Origin of the sequence: Streptomyces sp. NPDC050448, from assembly GCF_040655295.1 — a bacterium.
In the GTDB taxonomy this organism is placed as follows: domain Bacteria; phylum Actinomycetota; class Actinomycetes; order Streptomycetales; family Streptomycetaceae; genus Streptomyces.
The window spans coordinates 91253-107602 of the sequence record NZ_JBFAJR010000009.1; the positions used below are offsets into that span (position 1 = coordinate 91253).

The following is a 16350-nucleotide window of genomic DNA, read 5'->3' on the forward strand; positions in this document are numbered from 1 at the left end:
TCAGCCGCGCCCGGTCGGCGGTTTGCGGCTGCCCGCCCGGTACGGGGCGGGCCAGGGCGCGGCCGGGCCGGCGTAGGACTGGTCGGCGGCCGCGTGCAGGGTCCAGTGCGGGTCGTACAGGTGGGGGCGGCCGACGGCGCAGAGGTCGGCGCGGCCCGCCAGCAGCAGGGAGTTCACGTCGTCCCAGGAGGAGATGGCGCCGACGGCGATGACCGGGACGCCCAGCGCGTTGCGGATCCGGTCCGCGTACGGGGTCTGGTACGAGCGCCCGTACTCGGGGGTCTCGTCCGCCACCACCTGGCCGGTCGACACGTCGATGGCGTCGGCGCCGTGGGCGGCGAAGGCGGCCGCGATGTCCACCGCGTCCTGGGCGCAGGTGCCGCCCGGGGCCCAGTCGGTGGCAGAGATGCGGACGGTCATCGGGCGGTCGTCGGGCCAGACGGCGCGGACGGCGTCGAAGACCTCCAGCGGGAACCGGAGCCGGTTCTCCAGCGGGCCGCCGTAGGCGTCCGTGCGGTGGTTGGTGAGCGGGGACAGGAAGCCGGACAGCAGATAGCCGTGGGCGCAGTGCAGTTCCAGCAGGTCGAACCCGCAGCCGGCGGCCCGTACCGCGGCTGCGGCGAAGTCGGAGCGGATCGACGCGAGGTCCTGTGCGGTCAGCGCGCGCGGGACGGCCGAGACGCCCGGCCGGTAGGGCAGTTCCGAGGCGGCCGCCACCGGCCAGTTTCCCTCCGGGAGGGGGTCGTCCATGCCCTCCCACATCAGCCGCGTCGAGCCCTTGCGGCCTGAGTGGCCGAGCTGGACACCGAGCGCGGTGCCGGGCGCGGAGGTGTGCACGAAGTCCGCGATCCGGGTCCAGGCCGCCGCCTGCTCCCCCGTGTACAGGCCGGTGCAGCCGGGGGTGATCCGGCCCTCGGCGGACACGCAGACCATCTCGGTCATCACCAGGGCGGCTCCGCCGAGGGCCCGCGCGCCGAGGTGGACCAGGTGGAAGTCCCCGGGAGTCCCGTCGCCGTCCTGTGCGCTGTACATGTCCATCGGGGAGACCACGACCCGGTTGCGCAGGGTCAGCCCGCGCAGCTTCAGCGGCGTGAACATCGGCGGGGTGTTCTCGTCCGGGCAGCCGAAGTCCCGCTCCACGGCGCGGGTGAACCGCTCGTCGCGCAGCCGCAGGTTGTCGTGGGTCACCCGGCGGCTGCGGGTGAGCAGGTTGAAGGCGAACTGCCGGGCGGGCTGGTCCACGTACCCGGCGATCTCCTCGAACCACCGCATGCTGGCGGCTGCGGCCCGCTGGGTCGAGGCCACCGCCGGCCGCCGCGCGGCCTCGTACGCGGCCAGGGCGGCGGGTACGTCCGGCTCTGTGGCCACGGCTTCGGCGAGCGCGAGCGCGTCCTCCACCGCCAGCTTGGTGCCGGAGCCGATCGAGAAGTGCGCGGTGTGCGCCGCGTCGCCGAGCAGCACGACGTTGCCGTGGGACCACCGCTCGTTGACGACCGTACGGAACTCCGTCCACGCCGAGCGGTTTCCGTGCAGCGGCCGGCCGCGCAGGGCCTCGCTGAAGATCTTGGCGCAGCGGGCGGCCGATTCGTCCTCGTCGCACAGGTCGAGGCCGGCCGCCCGCCACACCTTCTCGTGCATCTCGACGATCACCGTGGAGGCGTCCGCGGAGTACGGGTAGGCGTGCAGCTGCATGACGCCGTGCTCGGTCTCCGCGATCTCGAAGCGGAAGGCGTCGAAGGCGAAGTCGGCGGCGAGCCAGATGTACCGGCAGTGCCCGCTCGTCAGCGTCGGCCGGAAGTGCGCGGCGCCGCTCTGCCGGGTCGCGCTGTGCACTCCGTCGGCCGCGACCACCAGGTCGTACGAGGCAGCCAGTGCCGCGGCGGCCGGTGCCCCGGTGCGCAAGCGCAGCTGCACTCCGAGCCCGGCGCAGCGCTCGTGCAGGATCTCCAGCAGCCTGCGCCGCCCGAGGGCGGCGAAGCCGTGGCCGCCGGAGGTCAGCAGCCGCCCCCGGTGCACGATGTCGATGTCGTCCCAGCGCACGAACTCCGCGCCGAGGGCGGCGTAGACCAGGGTGTCGGCCCGTTCGATGCCGCCGAGCGTCTCGTCGGAGAGCACCACGCCGAAGCCGAAGGTGTCCTCGGGGGCATTGCGTTCCCAGACCTCGACGGTGTGGCCCTGGCGGGCCAGCAGTGCGGCGGCGTACAGGCCCCCCGGCCCGCCGCCGACGACGGCGACCCGCAGGGTGGTGCGCCGGGAGCCGTCGACCGGCATGGTGCCCGCAGCCATGGCGCTACCTGCCCTTCCACTCCGGGGGCCGCTTCGCGGTGAAGGCGGCGTGGAACTCGGCGTAGTCCCGGCCGTTCATCAGCAGGGCCTGGGTGTTGGCGTCGAGCTCGACCGAAGCGGCCAGCGGCATGTCGAGCTCGGCGGTCAGCAGTGCCTTGGTCTGCGCGTACGCGAGGGCCGGTCCGGCGGCGAGGTGCGCGGCGAGTTCCGCGGCCCGCACGTCGGCCTTGCCTTCTTCGGTGAGCTCGCTGAGCAGGCCGATGCGCTCGGCCTCCGGCGCCCGTACGGGCTCTCCGAGCATCAGCAGCCGGGTGGCGTGGCCGAGGCCGACGACGCGGGGCAGCAGGTACGCGGCGCCCATGTCCCCGCCGGAGAGGCCGACGCGGGTGAAGAGGAACGCGAAGCGGGCGGTGGGGTCGGCGATCCGGAAGTCGGCGGCGAGGGCGAGGACGGCGCCGGCGCCGGCGGCGACCCCGTGCACGGCGGCGATCACCGGGAAGGGGCATTCGCGGATGGCCCGCACCACCTGGCCGGTCATCCGGTTGAAGTCGAGGAGCTGGGCGGTGTCCATGGCCAGGGTGGCGCCGATGATCTCGTCGACGTCTCCGCCGGAGCAGAAGCCGCGCCCCTCGCCGCCGAGCACGAGGGCGCGCACGGATCGCTCCCGGGAGAGCTCGGCGAGCAGATCGCGCAGGTCGGCGTAGGCGCCGAAGGTGAGGGCGTTGAGTTTCTCGGGGCGGTCGAGGGTGACGGTGGCCACGCCGTCCTGCCGGGACACCCGCAGGTGGCGCCACCGTTCGGTCGCTGCTGTGGAACCGATGAAGGGGCTCACACGATCGACGGTATCACCGCATCGTGACTGCCGTCACAGAAACGCGACACGTGAGTGAGGGCGCACGCCCCCACGGCAGGGACACGGCGGAGCCGCCGGCCGCGAACGGGAAGGCCGTCTGGTTCACCCTGCCGGCGCGGCCCGCATGACTATGCGGTACTAGGCGGCAACCGGCTGGGCGAGGGTGGCGACGAGCACGGCCTTGATGGTGTGCAGCCGGTTCTCGGCCTCGTCGAAGACGAGGGAGTGCGCGGATTCGAACACCTCGTCCGTCACCTCCAGCGAGTCCAGCCCGTGCCGCTCGTGGATCTCCCGGCCGACCTTGGTGCCCAGGTCGTGGAAGGCGGGCAGGCAGTGCAGGAACTTCACGTCCGGGTTGCCGGTCGCGCGGAGCACGTCCATCGTGACGCTGTACGGGGCCAGGGCGCCGATCCGCTCGTCCCAGACCTCCTTGGGCTCGCCCATGGAGACCCACACGTCGGTGGCGACGAAGTCCGCCTGGGACACCCCCTCGGCGACCTCCTCCGTCAGGGTGATGCGGGCCCCGCTGGCGGCCGCGAGCTCGCGCGCCCTCGACACCACGGACTCGGCCGGCCAGTAGGCCTTCGGTGCGACGATGCGTACGTCCATGCCGAGCAGCGCACCGGTGACCAGGTAGGAGTTGCCCATGTTGAAGCGGGCGTCGCCGAGGTAGGCGAAGGCGATCCGGTCCAGCGGCTTGGCGCAGTGCTCGGTCATGGTGAGCACGTCGGCCAGCATCTGGGTGGGGTGCCAGTCGTCGGTGAGCCCGTTGAACACCGGCACGCCGGAGTGGGCGGCGAGCGCCTCGACGGCCTCCTGGCTGTCCCCCCGGTACTCGATGCCGTCGAACATCCGGCCGAGCACCCGCGCCGTGTCCTTGACCGACTCCTTGTGGCCGATCTGGGAGCCGGCCGGGTCGAGGTACGTGGTGTGGGCGCCCTGGTCGGCTGCGGCGACCTCGAACGCGCAGCGGGTGCGCGTCGAGGTCTTCTCGAAGATCAGCGCGATGTTCCGGCCCTGGAGGCGGCGCTGCTCGGCCCCGGCCTTCTTGGCCGCCTTGAGGTCGGCGGCGAGCTCGACCAGACCGCGGAACTCGGCGGCGGAGAAGTCGAGCTCCTTGAGGAAACTGCGGCCGACGAGGTCGGTGGCCATGGGGACACTCCAGGGTCGCACTGGCAGGGGATGCTGGAAGTCTATACGATCCCCCGTATTGATATTCAGCCCCTGTTCCCGTTCCGGTCAGGCCGGGTCCCGATCAGGCCGGGTCCCGCTCCACCGGGCAGCTCATGCACCGCGGCCCGCCCCGGCCCCGCCCCAGTTCGCTCCCCGGGATCTCGATGACCTCTATGCCCTCCTTGCGCAGGTGGGTGTTGGTCGTCACGTTCCGCTCGTACGCCACCACGACCCCCGGCTCGACGGCCAGCACGTTGCAGCCGTCGTCCCACTGCTCGCGCTCCGCCGCGTGCACGTCCTGCGTGGCGGTCAGCACCCGGATCGAGGCCAGCCCGAGCGCCGCCGCGATCGCCCGGTGCATGTGCTCCGGCGGATGGTCGGTCACCTTCAGCTCCTGCAGGCCCGCGCCCGGCTCGATCGTGTAGGAGCGCAGCATGCCGAGGCCCGCGTACTGGGTGAACGTATCTCCGTCCACCATCGTCATCACCGTGTCCAGGTGCATGAAGGCCCGCCGCTTCGGCATGTCCAGCGCCACGATGGTGGTCGCCGACCCGGCCGCGAACAGGCCGCGCGCGAGCATCTCCACCGCCTGCGGCGTGGTCCGCTCGCTCATCCCGATGAGCACCGCGCCGTTGCCGATGACGAGCACGTCCCCGCCCTCGATGGTCGAGGGGTAGTCCGCCTGCCCCTGCGACCAGTAGTGGAAGGCCCCCGACGAGGTGAAGAGCGGGTGGTGCTTGTAGATCGCCTCGAAGTGCACGGTCTCGCGCTGCCGGGCCGGCCAGCGCATGGCGTTGATGGACACCCCGTCGTAGATCCAGGCGGAGGTGTCCCGGGTGAACAGGTGGTTGGGCAGCGGCCCCAGCAGGAAGTCGTCCAGCTCCATGGCGTGGAAGCGGACCGACACCGGCTCGGCGTGCCGCTCCAGGTACTCGCGCTTGGTCATCCCGCCGACCAGCGCCTCGGCCAGCCCCGTCGCCGGCAGTCCGTCGAAGACCGCGCGCAGGTGGTCGGTGGCGAGCGGCCCGTACTCCTTCTCGTCGAACACCCGGTCCAGGACGAGGTGTCTGGCCTCGGGGATGGCCAGGGCCTCGCACAGCAGGTCGCCGAAGAGGTGCACCTCCACGCCGCGGTCGCGCAGTACGTCGGCGAAGCCGTCGTGCTCCTGACGGGCCCGGCGCACCCACAGCACGTCGTCGAAGAGCAGTGCGTCCTTGTTGGTCGGTGTGAGCCGCTTCAGCTCCAGGTCGGGCCGGTGGAGGATGACGCGGCGAAGCCGCCCGGTCTCGGAGTCGACATGGAATCCCATGGCGTACACGTTCGCAGACCGGACGACTTTTTGACGTGGCGTTCGCTCAGGAGACCGGGTGGGACCGGCAGCCCCTGCGGACCCGGCAGTCCCCGCGGGGTCAGCGCAGACCGAGGAGCGTCGTCGGGGCCCCGGCCGGCTCCGGGGTGGTCAGGCCCAGCTTGGGGACGGCCAGGTCCGGGATCCCGAAGTTGTCGCCGTCCGGCATCGTCAGCGGGGCGCCGACGGCCGCACCGGGGGTGCGGGCGAGCAGATCGGTGGCCGGGGCCTCCAGCGTGCCCTCGGCGTCCGTCTTCGGGTCGCCGAGCAGGTTCGGCACCGGCGCCCCGACCAGGGTGCTGCCGAGCTGGGTGCCGATCGGCAGTACCGGGAGGACCGGGCTGGGGAGCAGATCGCCCGTGTGGTGTCGGGGTGCCTCCGGGGCGCCGACGACCGGCACCGGCACCGCCGTGGCCACGCGCGGGGTGTCCACGCCCAGCGTGGTCTTCACGGCGTCCAGGGGGACACCCACCGGCACCGAGTCGGCCATGGCCGGGGTGGCCGCGCCGGCCGCGGCCATACAGGTCATGAGTACCGCCATGCTTCCGCGCGCGGTCATCTTCATAGGTGACGTTCCGTTCTTCCAGGGTCGCGGACATTCCGCTGCCCTGGATGAACGATCCCGCAGGTGGGTTTCCCGGCGTTCTTCGGGAAAGTTCCCCCATACGACCGAATTCGGGGCCGTACGGGGGCCTCGCCTTTACGGCGGCGTGCGACGCGCCGTCACCGTCGGCGTCACGCTCGGCGTCACAACCGGGGGTCCACCGGCTCCGATTCGAGGGCGAGCACCGCGAAGACCGCCTCGTGCACCCGCCACAGCGGCTCCTCGCCGGCCAGCCGGTCGAGGGCCTCCAGCCCGAGTGCGTACTCGCGCAGGGCCAGCGAGCGCTTGTGCCCCAGGAACCGCTGGCGCAGCTTCTCCAGCTGCTCCGGACGCGTGTATTCCGGGCCGTAGATGATCCGCAGGTACTCGCGGCCGCGGACCTTGACGCCGGGCTGGACCAGGCGGCCCCTGCCGTCCCGGGCGTACGCCTGGAGCGGCTTGACGACCATGCCCTCGCCGCCGGCGGCCGTGAGCGCGAGCCACCAGTCGGTGCCCGCCCGTACGGAGTCCTCGTCGGCGGTGTCCACCAGGATCCGGCCGGTGCGGCGCAGCAGCCCGGTGCCGGCCGGTTTGCCGGGGTCATCGGCTTCAACGAGCCGGTCCAGCCAGAACAGCTGCTCGTCGTGCGGTACGTCGGCCAGCGAGCGCCCGGCTGCCGCCAGGAGCTGGAAGGGCGCGAACCGTACGCCGTCGAGCCCGTCGGTGGTCCAGCAGTAGCGCCGGTAGGCCTCGGTGAACCGCTCGGCGTCGACGGCCCGGTCCCGCTGGCGGGCGAGCAGACCGCCGGTGTCGATGCCCCGCTCGGTGGCCGCGGCCAGGGCGGTGAGGGCGTCCGGGAAGACGGCGCGGGAGGCCGCGCCGACGGCGGCGTACTGGTTGCGCAGCAGGCCGGTGGACTTCAGCGACCAGGGCAGGAGCTCCCCGTCCAGCAGCAGCCAGTCGGTGGCGAGCTCCTCCCACAGGCCCGCGCCGGTGAGGGCGCCGCGGAGCCGGGCGAGGACCTCCTCGGTGACCTCGGGGTCGTGGAAGAAGGGCCGGCCGGTGCGGGTGTAGACGGAACCGGTGGCCCCGTCGACGCCGAACCGCTCGCGGGCCGTCCCGGCGTCCTTGCAGACCAGGACGGTGGCGCGGGAGCCCATGTGCTTCTCCTCGCAGACGACCTGGGCGATGCCGTCCTTGCGGTACTGGGCGAAGGCCTCGGCCGGGTGCTCCAGGTAGCCCTCTTCGTGCGAGGTGGCCGTGGGCGCCATGGTGGGCGGCAGGTACGGAACCAGCCGCGGGTCCACCGCGAAGCGGCTCATGACCTCCAGGGCGGCCGCCGCGTTCTCCTCGCGCACGTTGACGTTGCCCAGGTGCCGGGTCTCGACGATCCGGCGCCCCCGGACGTCGCCCAGGTCGAGCGGCCGCCCTGCCCCGGACTCCGTCCGGGGGGACCCCCAGCCGCCCGGCGCCTCGCCGGCGAGCGGCTTGACCGGCTCGTACCAGACCTTCTCGGCCGGTACGTCGACCAGTTCGCGCTCGGGCCAGCGCAGGGCGGTCATCTTCCCGCCGAAGACGGCGCCGGTGTCCAGGCAGATGGTGTTGTTGATCCAGGCGGTGTCCGGGACCGGGGTGTGGCCGTAGACCACGACCGCCCTGCCGCGGTAGTCCTCGGCCCACGGGTAGCGCACGGGCAGGCCGAACTCGTCGGTCTCGCCGGTGGTCTCCCCGTAGAGGGCGTGCGAGCGGACCCGGCCGGAGGTGCGGCCGTGGTACTTCTCGGGCAGACCGGCGTGGCAGACCACCAGCTTGCCGCCGTCGAGGACGTAGTGGCTGACGAGGCCCGCAATGAACGTGCGGACCTCCTGGACGAACTCCTCCGGCTCCAGGCGAAGCTGCTCGATCGTCTCGGCGAGCCCGTGGGTCTGCTGGACCTTGGAGCCCTTGAGGTGACGGCCGAGCTTGTTCTCGTGGTTCCCGGGCACGCACAGGGCGTTGCCCGACCCGACCATGCCCATCACCCGGCGCAGTACGCCGGGGCTGTCCGGGCCGCGGTCGACGAGGTCGCCGACGAAGACGGCGGTGCGGCCCTCCGGGTGGACGCCGTCCTCGTACCCGAGCTTGCCGAGCAGGGTCTCCAGCTCGGAGGAACAGCCGTGGATGTCGCCGATGATGTCGAAGGGGCCGGTGAGGTGGGTGAGGTCGTTGAAGCGCTTCTCCAGGACGACTTCGGCGGTCTCGACCTCCTCGACGGAGCGCAGCACGTGCACCTTGCGGAAGCCCTCGCGCTCCAGTCCGCGCAGCGAGCGGCGCAGGTCGCGGCGGTGCCGCTGGATGACGGCGCGGGGCAGCCCGGCGCGGTCGGGGCGGGCTGCGTTGCGTTCGGCGCAGACCTCCTCGGGCAGGTCGAGGACGATGGCGATGGGCAGCACGTCGTGCGCGCGGGCGAGCTGGACCAGCTGGCGGCGCGCCTCCTGCTGGACGCTGGTGGCGTCCACGACGGTGAGGCGCCCGGCGGCGAGGCGTTTGCCCGCGATGTAGTGCAGGACGTCGAAGGCGTCCTTGCTGGCGCTCTGGTCGTTCTCGTCGTCGGCGACGAGGCCCCGGCAGTAGTCGGAGGAGATGACCTCGGTGGCCTTGAAGTGCTTGCGGGCGAAGGTGGACTTCCCGGATCCGGTGGCGCCGATCAGGACGACGAGGGACAGGTCGGTGACGGGAAGTACGCGTCGCCTGCCGTCGGAGTCGGTGGTGGTCATGCTGCCTCGCCCTCCTTCGGGGTGTCGGTGGTCTCGGTGCCGGTCCGGCTGAAGACGGCCATCTGGGTCGGCGGCCCCACCTCGGGGTCGTCGTCCCCGACGGGAACGAACTCGACGGCGTACCCGTACCGTCCGGCGATCTCGCCGGCCCAGGTACGGAACTCCGCGCGGGTCCACTCGAAGCGGTGGTCGCCGTGCCGGACGTGCCCGGCGGGCAGGGTCTCCCAGCGGACGTTGTATTCGACGTTCGGGGTGGTGACGAGGACCGTGCGGGGGCGGGCCGCGCCGAACACCGCGTACTCCAGGGCGGGCAGCCGCGGCAGGTCCAGGTGCTCGATGACCTCGCTGAGTACGGCCGCGTCGTACCCGGCCAGCCGCTTGTCCGTGTACGCGAGCGAGCCCTGGAGCAACTGCACGCGGCTGCTCTGCCGCTCGCCCATCCGCTCCAGCCGCAGCCGCTTGGCGGCCATCCCGAGGGCCCGCATGGACACGTCGACACCGACGATCTCGGTGAAGGCCACGTCCTTGAGGAGCGCCTGCACCAGCTGGCCCTGTCCGCAGCCGAGGTCGAGGACCCGGGCCGCGCCGGCGGCGCGCAGTGCGCCGAGGATCGCCTCGCGCCGCTGCACCGCGAGCGGTACGGGCTTCTCCTCGGTGTCGCTGTGCTCGTCGACCGCGTTGTCGATCTCCTCCACCTCACTGCCGTCGGCCTCGGCCAGGCGGACCAGCTCCAGGCGGTCGAGGGCGTCCTGGGTCAGCCGCTTGTGGCGGGCGAGGTAGCGGGAGGTGATCAGCCCGTTCTCGGGGTGCGCGGCCAGCCAGCCGTCTCCGGCGCGCAGCAGCTTGTCCACCTCGTCGGGGGCGACCCAGTAGTGCTTGGCGTCGTCGAGCACGGGCAGCAGGACGTAGAGCTGCCGCAGCGCGTCGGCGAGCCGCAGCTCGCCCTCCAGGACGAGCCGTACGTACCGGGAGTCCCCCCACTCGGGGAACTGCTCGTCGAGCGGCACGGGTTCGGCCCGTACGAGGTCCCAGCCGAGCGGGTCGAACAGCCGGTGCACCAGGGCCGCCCCGCCCCGGGCGGGCAGTGCCGGGATCTCGATCCGCAGCGGGCGGGCCTGCTCCGGCAGCTCCGGGCGGGCGGTGCACTGGCCCTTCAGCGCACTGCGGAAGACCCCGCTGAGCGCGACGGCGAGCAGCGAGGAGGCGGCGTACGGGCGGTCGTTGACGTACTGCGCGAGCGCGGCGTCGGGCGCCCCGCCCCGGCCCTTGCCCTGGCCGCGCCGCACGAGTGCGACGGGATCCACCTCCAGCAGCAGGGCCGCGGTGCACCGCTCGGCCGTGGCCTCGGGGTAGAACACGTGGGCGGTGCCGTGGGAGGTGGCGAACGCCTGCGCCTTGCCGGGATGCTTGTGCAGCAGAAAGCCCAGGTCGGTGGCGGGTCGTTCAGGGGTACCGGTGGCGGAGATCGTCAGGAACACACGACCGATTCTTGCTGGTCGCCTGCCGTGTCCGCGCCCTATTTTCCGGCAGCCAGCCGCGCGATACGGGCCGGGCCGATGCGGCAGCAGCCGCCGATGAGGCGGGCGCCGGTGCGGCGCCAGGCGGCCGTGGGCCAGGGGGCGGGGTCGGCCGGTGCGTGCCATTCACGGGTGGCGGCGTCCCAGACGGAGCCGTCGTTGGGGTAGGCCAGGAGCGGCTTGGCGGTGACGGCCGCGGCCGCCTCGAGGGCGGGCTGCACATCCGCCGGGTCGCAGCAGTTGACGCCGAGGGCGATGATCTCCGGGGTGCCGGCCGCGAGGGCGAAGGCCTCGGGGAGGGGCTGGCCGGCTCGGGTGCGGGCGTCGGCCACGGTGTAGCTCAGCCAGGCGGGCGCGCCGGTCCCGGCGAGGACGGTGAGGAGGGCCTCGGCCTCGTCGGCGTCCGGGACGGTCTCCAGGGCCAGGACGTCGGGGCCCGCCTCGAGCAGGGCCTCGATGCGGGGGCGGTGGAAGGCGGCGAGCTCGCGCACGCTCAGCCCGTACCGCCCCCGGTACTCGGAGCCGTCCGCGAGCACCGCCCCGTACGGGCCGACGGAGGCGGCGACCCAGACGTCGTGGTCCGCGGCCTCGGCCGCCCGGGCGGCGAGTGCGACGCCGCGGTGCAGCAGGGCGGTGGTCTCGGCCCGGTCGTGGCCGTGGGCGGCGAAGGCCTCGTACCCCACCTGGTAGCTGGCGGTGATCAGCACCTCGGCGCCGGCCCGCGCGTACGCCGTGTGGGCGGCCTCCACCTGGTCCGGCCGCTCGGCGAGCACCCGGCCCGACCAGAGGCCGCCGGACAGGTCGCAGCCCTGGTCGGTGAGCTGGTTGCTCAGCCCGCCGTCCAGGAGCACGGTCCTGCGGGCCAGGGCCTCGGCGAGCGGGCCGGACGCGCGGGGCATCGGTCTCCGCCTCCCTCAGCCGAGCTGGGACAGCACCTGGGCCGAGATCAGCTCCAGGTGGTCCAGGTCGTCGAGGTCGAGCAGCTGGAGGTAGACGCGGGAGCAGCCGACGGCCGCGTAGGCGCCGATCTTCTCCACGACCTCGGCCGGGGAGCCGGCCAGGCCGTTGGCCTTGAGTTCGTCCACGTTCCGGCCGATGGCGGCGGCCCGGCGCGCGACCTCGGCGTCGTTCTTGCCGACACACACCACGAGGGCGTTGGAGTAGACGAGCTCGTCGGCCCCCCGCCCGGCCTCCTCGGCGGCCCTGCGCACCCGGCCGAACTGCCGCTCGCTGTCCGCGATCGACGCGAACGGCATGTTGAACTCGTCCGCGTACCGGGCGGCGAGGCGCGGGGTGCGCTTCGCACCGTGGCCGCCGATGAGCACGGGCACCTTGGCCTGGGCCGGCTTGGGCAGCGCCGGGGAGTTCTCCACCTGGTAGTGGGTGCCCGCGAAGTCGAAGGTGGCCCCGGGCGCGGTCGCCCACAGGCCGGTGACGATGGCCAGCTGTTCCTCCAGCCGGGCCATCCGCTCCGCCGGGAAGGGGATGCCGTACGCCTTGTGCTCCCCCTCGAACCAGCCCGCGCCCAGGCCCAGTTCGACCCGGCCGCCGGACATCTGGTCGACCTGGGCCACCTGGATGGCGAGCACGCCGGGCAGCCGGAAGGTGCCGGCCGTCATCAGCGTGCCCAGCCGGATCCGCCGCGTTTCCCGGGCCAGGCCCGCAAGGGTGATCCAGGCGTCGGTGGGCCCGGGCAGGCCGTCCGCCGAGCCCATCCGCAGATAGTGGTCGGACCGGAAGAACGCGTCGAATCCCAGGTCCTCGGTGGCCTTGGCGACGGTCAGGAGGGTGTCGTAGCTCGCGCCCTGCTGGGGCTCGGTGAAAATACGGAGATCCATGACTCCCATCCTGCCTCCCCCGGCCACCTCCGGCGGGTGCCACGGTCCCACCCCGGCAGGGTGAATCTGCGTCAACCCGACGGTCCGCCCCGCGCCCGGCCAGTGGCCGGCCCGGATGGGGCTCGTCGGCTCGGACGGAGCCGGACCGCCCGGCCCGCGCGCCGGCGGCATTTCGCCGGTGCGTCCACCGCCCCCTTCCGCCCGGGAAGGGCCAGGGCCGAGGAGGCCGCCAGGGGGCGCCCGTCCTACCGGTCGAACTGACCGAGCGGGTCGCGTCGCGCGCGGCGGCCCCTCGACCCCGTTCTCCCGTCAGGCCACGCCGGAGGCGGACCCCCGTTCGCGGACCGCCAGGCGGCGCAGGACGGCCCGGACCCGGTCGCTCGATTCGTCGGCCGCGTCGATGGACTCTATGCACTGCCAGTACAGGCCCTCGTCGTCCGTCGCACAGGCCACCCCGACCAGGGCTATCCCCACTTCGCCGAGCAGCGCCTGCAGTCCGAGCAGAGCCTGGCGCACGTCCGCCACCTCGGTCAGCTGCGCCGCTCTCGGCGGATAATCGGGCGCGCTGCCCTCGCCGCGCAGGGCGGCTCTGTCGAGCACCCCGCAGCCTCTGCCTCCCGCTTCACCCAGTCCCCTTGCCTCCGATCTCAGCTCCGGCGGCCCGGTGACCGCCAGCCAGCTCCCTATCCCCTGCGCGAGCGCCTGGGCCTGCCAGGCCTCGCCCACGATGTCCATCGCCGCCCCGCTCTGCGCCAGCGCGTGCCTGCCGGCCGCGATGAGCCGTACCGCATCCATATGCCGTCCCCCGTCCGCACGACATCCGCCGTTCTCACCACTACCCAGAGTGAGGGCAATGGGCCAGTAAAGCCAGGGGTATTCGGAAATCTATGGACACAAACATGGTTGTGGATGACGCCATCACTCCGAAGAGTGACAATTTGATGAAGGTGGCCCTGTCACCGGGAAGCGGAGCTCGTTCCTCTCGATCTTCGCGGCGAGCGCATCCAGCACATCCACCCCGAGAACCTCACAGAATTGCAGCAGATACGCCAGCACGTCGGCCACCTCATCGGCCACGCGGTGCGCGGTTTCCGGCTTCTCCATAACCTTCGCCGACTGTTCCGGGGTCAGCCACTGGAAGATTTCGACCAGTTCGGCCGCCTCCACGCTCAGCGCCGCGGCCAGGTTCTTGGGCGTGTGGAACGGCTCCCAGCCGCGCGCCGCGGCGAACTCGGCCAGCCGCCGCTGCAGTTGGGTCAGCCGTTCGCCCGGGTGCGGCGGGTTCGCGCCCCCTGTGCCGTGCGTGCCGTGCGTGTCGGGCGTGTGGTGCGTGTCGGGCGTGTCGGGCGTATCGCTCATGGCGTCAGGTCTACCACCGTGACCCCCGGGGCCACGCGGGCGGCCGCGGCCGTCTCCTCCCCCACCGCCGCGACCAGGCGGACATGGCCGCGTCCGCAGGACAGCAGGGCCAGCCGCAGCAGTTCGGCGTTCTGCCGCCGGTCCAGGCCGCGGTCGAAGCCGTCGGCGAGGACGGTCAGCGCCTGCCGGGCGGAGAGCAGTTCGGCGGCCGGGTCCATGGCCAGTACCCCCGGGCCGGTCAGCAGGACCAGCGCCAGCGCGAGGAAGCGGAGCTCGCCCGCGCCAAGCCGCCCCAGTTCCGTGGCCGGCCCGGCGGAGCCGCGGTCCAGGAGCGCCGTGACCGGGCCGTTCGCGGGAGTCCGTACGTCCAGGCCCTGCACCGGGCCCGCGCAGCCGGTCCGCGCCGCCGCGGCCAGCAGCGCGTGGCGGGTGCCGCATTCGTGGCGGGTCCGGCGCAGGACGTCGGCGAGATTGGCGCAGTCGCCCAGCAGCCGGCCCTCGCCCGGCGGGACGGGTGCGCGCATCCGGTCCGGGCGCGGGTCGCAGGGGAACACCGAGCGCAGGGCCACCACCACCTGCTCGGCGGCGGCGAGGACCTGCCGCTGTCCGGCCGTCGAGCCGGCCACGCGCAGCGGGAGGAGGGCGGTGCCGAGCCGGTCGTCGGGCAGCGGGGCCCGGGTCACGCCGATGGCTCCGCCGGTCAGCCAGGAGGCATGTACGGAGCGCCGGCCGGGGTCGCGCAGGGCGGTGCTGAGCAGGACCCGCCCGTCCACCGAGAGCCGTTCGCCGGCGATCCGCAGCGCGGGCTCGGCCTGTACGGCGAGGTCGAGGCGGACGGGCCCGGCCGGGCCGTCGACGGTGCAGCCGATGCGGAATCCGCGCCGCCCCTGGCCGTCGGGCAGGGCCCGGTCGGGGATGCGGGCCGGCGGGTCGGGAAACGCCTCCTCCAGGGTGGCGCCGGATCCCAGCCCGGCCAGGGCCTCGTAGGCGGCCAGGGCCTGGGACTTGCCGCTGCCGCTGGGCCCGGAGAGGAAGGTCACGGGCCCGAGCGGGAAGGCGGCCGCGCGGTGCCTGCCGAAGGCGGAGAGCCGCAACTCGGTGACGGCGGGCCGGTGGTGCACGACACCCCGGTCGGCAACCGCCGCAGCGGCGGATGCGGCGCCGCCTGCCGACACGGCGGCAGCGGCGGAGGGGGCGGCAGGGGCAGCGGCTAACGCGGCAGGGGCAGAGGCGGAAGCAGAGGCCGAGGCCCCTGCCGCGTCCAGGGTGGCGTCCATGCGCCGGACGGTACGGGCCGCCGGGCCCCCGGTGGGCACGGCGAACCGTTCCGTCGAGGCGACCTTCCTACGATCGGGGGACGGCGGCCGCCGCGATCCCCTCCACCTCGGTCCCGACGGGCGCCAGCAGGAAGACGTTCCGGTCGACCCGGTGCATCCCGCTGCCCAGTCCGAAGACCACGCCGCTGCTGAAGTCGAGGATCCGCTTGGCCACTTCGCTGTCCGCACCGGTGAGGTCGAGCAGCACCGGGATCTGCGCTATCAGGTACTCGGCCACCTCCCGGGCATCGGCGAAGATCTGGACCCGGATCACGACGAAGCGCCGCTGTTCCGCCGCGGCAGCTCCCGGCGCCGTGGGGATCGTGCGGTGGTCCACCCGGGAGGGCCACTCGTTGCGACTGCGCAGGGGGACCACCTGCGCGAGCCCCTCCCACTGTTCGTCCGTGACGTCGTACCTGCTCACCGGGCCGCCTCGGCCGTGCGCTTCATGTGCATCCCGCCATCCTCTCGCGTTTCACCCGTTCAGCCCAACAACGACACGAGGGACACGGGGTACGCCCACCGATCCGAGTAGGTTAAGTTAGGCATACCTAAGTCACTTGCCCAGGACGATGGAGAGACCCGCATGCGCATGTCCGGTGCTGCCCCCGCCACTCCGGCCGCCGGCCGGCCCGCCGACGCCGAGCGGGTCCGGTCGATCCTGGCCGCCGCCCACTCCATGACCGTGGTCACCGGCGGGCTGCGCAGCGAAGTCCGCCACCTCGACGGGGCGGACCCGATGGGCCGGCTGCACCTGCACCCCGCCGAGCCCGGCGGCGACTGCGCGCACCGGCCGTCGATCCGGCTGGAGTTCACCGACATCGCCCCCACCCCCGTACGGGACAGGGTGCGCGCCCGCGTCACGGTCCTGGGCCGCCTGCTCACGCCCTACACGGACGAAGGCACCGACTCCACCTGCATGGAATTCGGCCGGGTCGTCCTGGAGACCGCGGAGGGCCGCTCGTACGTCGGCCTCGACGAGCTCGACGCGGCCTGCCCCGACCCCCTCGCACCGTTCGAGGCCGGGATGCTCACGCACCTCCTCGACGACCACGCCGAACTCGTCACGCTCCTGCTGCGCCTGGTCCGGCCGCTGCCCACCGCGGCGATCGTCCGCGTCCTGCCGCTCGCCATGGACCGGTACGGGATCACCCTGCGCCTGGAAGAGCGGCGCGGCCACCGCGACGTACGGCTGCCCTTCCCCTCGCCGCTCGACGACGTCGAGCAGTCCGGGGTGCAGATCCAGGCCCTGTTCAGCGCGGCCCGGCGGAGCTCGCACCGCAACAGCCTGCCCGCGTGAGGAATGCGCCCGCCTGAGGAA

General features: G+C 73.2%; 14 protein-coding genes. 1 reads left to right on the forward strand and 13 read right to left on the reverse strand.

Annotated elements, in window-relative coordinates:
• The 13 genes from AB0I68_RS13910 to AB0I68_RS13970 all read right to left on the reverse strand — a co-directional run bounded on the left by AB0I68_RS13910 (position 1) and on the right by AB0I68_RS13970 (position 15453).
• Positions 1-2286 (reverse strand): bifunctional salicylyl-CoA 5-hydroxylase/oxidoreductase, encoded by a 2286-nt coding sequence (locus AB0I68_RS13910; protein WP_363177484.1) that lies wholly within the window; start codon positions 2284-2286, stop codon positions 1-3.
• A gap of 4 nt (positions 2287-2290) precedes the next feature.
• Entirely contained in the window at positions 2291-3118 is an 828-nt protein-coding gene (locus AB0I68_RS13915) for an enoyl-CoA hydratase family protein (protein WP_363177485.1), read from the reverse strand.
• A gap of 159 nt (positions 3119-3277) precedes the next feature.
• The gene (gene argF, locus AB0I68_RS13920; RefSeq protein ID WP_363177486.1) at positions 3278-4291 is read right to left on the reverse strand and encodes an ornithine carbamoyltransferase; all 1014 of its coding nucleotides are present in this window, start codon (positions 4289-4291) and stop codon (positions 3278-3280) included.
• Between the two features lie 103 nt (positions 4292-4394).
• Positions 4395-5621, reverse strand: coding sequence for an arginine deiminase (locus AB0I68_RS13925; RefSeq protein WP_363177487.1), 1227 nt, complete (start codon positions 5619-5621; stop codon positions 4395-4397).
• A gap of 100 nt (positions 5622-5721) precedes the next feature.
• The gene (locus AB0I68_RS13930; protein WP_363177488.1) at positions 5722-6219 is read right to left on the reverse strand and encodes a hypothetical protein; all 498 of its coding nucleotides are present in this window, start codon (positions 6217-6219) and stop codon (positions 5722-5724) included.
• Between the two features lie 188 nt (positions 6220-6407).
• The gene (locus tag AB0I68_RS13935; RefSeq protein ID WP_363177489.1) at positions 6408-8999 is read right to left on the reverse strand and encodes a polynucleotide kinase-phosphatase; all 2592 of its coding nucleotides are present in this window, start codon (positions 8997-8999) and stop codon (positions 6408-6410) included.
• On the reverse strand, positions 8996-10477 hold the full coding sequence (locus AB0I68_RS13940; RefSeq protein WP_363177490.1) for a 3' terminal RNA ribose 2'-O-methyltransferase Hen1: 1482 nt from the start codon (positions 10475-10477) through the stop codon (positions 8996-8998). The genes AB0I68_RS13935 and AB0I68_RS13940 overlap by 4 nt, the downstream gene beginning before the upstream one ends.
• Positions 10478-10515: 38 nt before the next feature.
• Complete coding sequence (gene mmuM / locus AB0I68_RS13945; protein WP_363177491.1) at positions 10516-11415, reverse strand: homocysteine S-methyltransferase; 900 nt, start codon at positions 11413-11415, stop codon at positions 10516-10518.
• 15 nt (positions 11416-11430) lie between these two features.
• The gene (locus AB0I68_RS13950) at positions 11431-12354 is read right to left on the reverse strand and encodes an LLM class F420-dependent oxidoreductase (protein WP_363177492.1); all 924 of its coding nucleotides are present in this window, start codon (positions 12352-12354) and stop codon (positions 11431-11433) included.
• 309 nt (positions 12355-12663) lie between these two features.
• Positions 12664-13149: a DUF6099 family protein gene (locus tag AB0I68_RS13955; protein WP_053788447.1), complete on the reverse strand. Its 486-nt coding sequence runs from the start codon at positions 13147-13149 to the stop codon at positions 12664-12666.
• 123 nt (positions 13150-13272) lie between these two features.
• Positions 13273-13614, reverse strand: a complete 342-nt coding sequence (locus AB0I68_RS13960) for a nucleotide pyrophosphohydrolase (protein WP_363177564.1) — start codon at positions 13612-13614, stop codon at positions 13273-13275.
• A 95-nt stretch (positions 13615-13709) separates the two neighbouring features.
• Positions 13710-14990: an ATP-binding protein gene (locus AB0I68_RS13965; RefSeq protein WP_363177493.1), complete on the reverse strand. Its 1281-nt coding sequence runs from the start codon at positions 14988-14990 to the stop codon at positions 13710-13712.
• 67 nt (positions 14991-15057) lie between these two features.
• On the reverse strand, positions 15058-15453 hold the full coding sequence (locus AB0I68_RS13970) for a cell division protein SepF (RefSeq protein ID WP_030293940.1): 396 nt from the start codon (positions 15451-15453) through the stop codon (positions 15058-15060).
• A gap of 162 nt (positions 15454-15615) precedes the next feature.
• Between AB0I68_RS13970 and AB0I68_RS13975 the strand changes: the two genes are divergently transcribed.
• Entirely contained in the window at positions 15616-16329 is a 714-nt protein-coding gene (locus AB0I68_RS13975; protein ID WP_363177494.1) for a DUF2470 domain-containing protein, read from the forward strand.
• Positions 16330-16350: the final 21 nt, after the last annotated feature.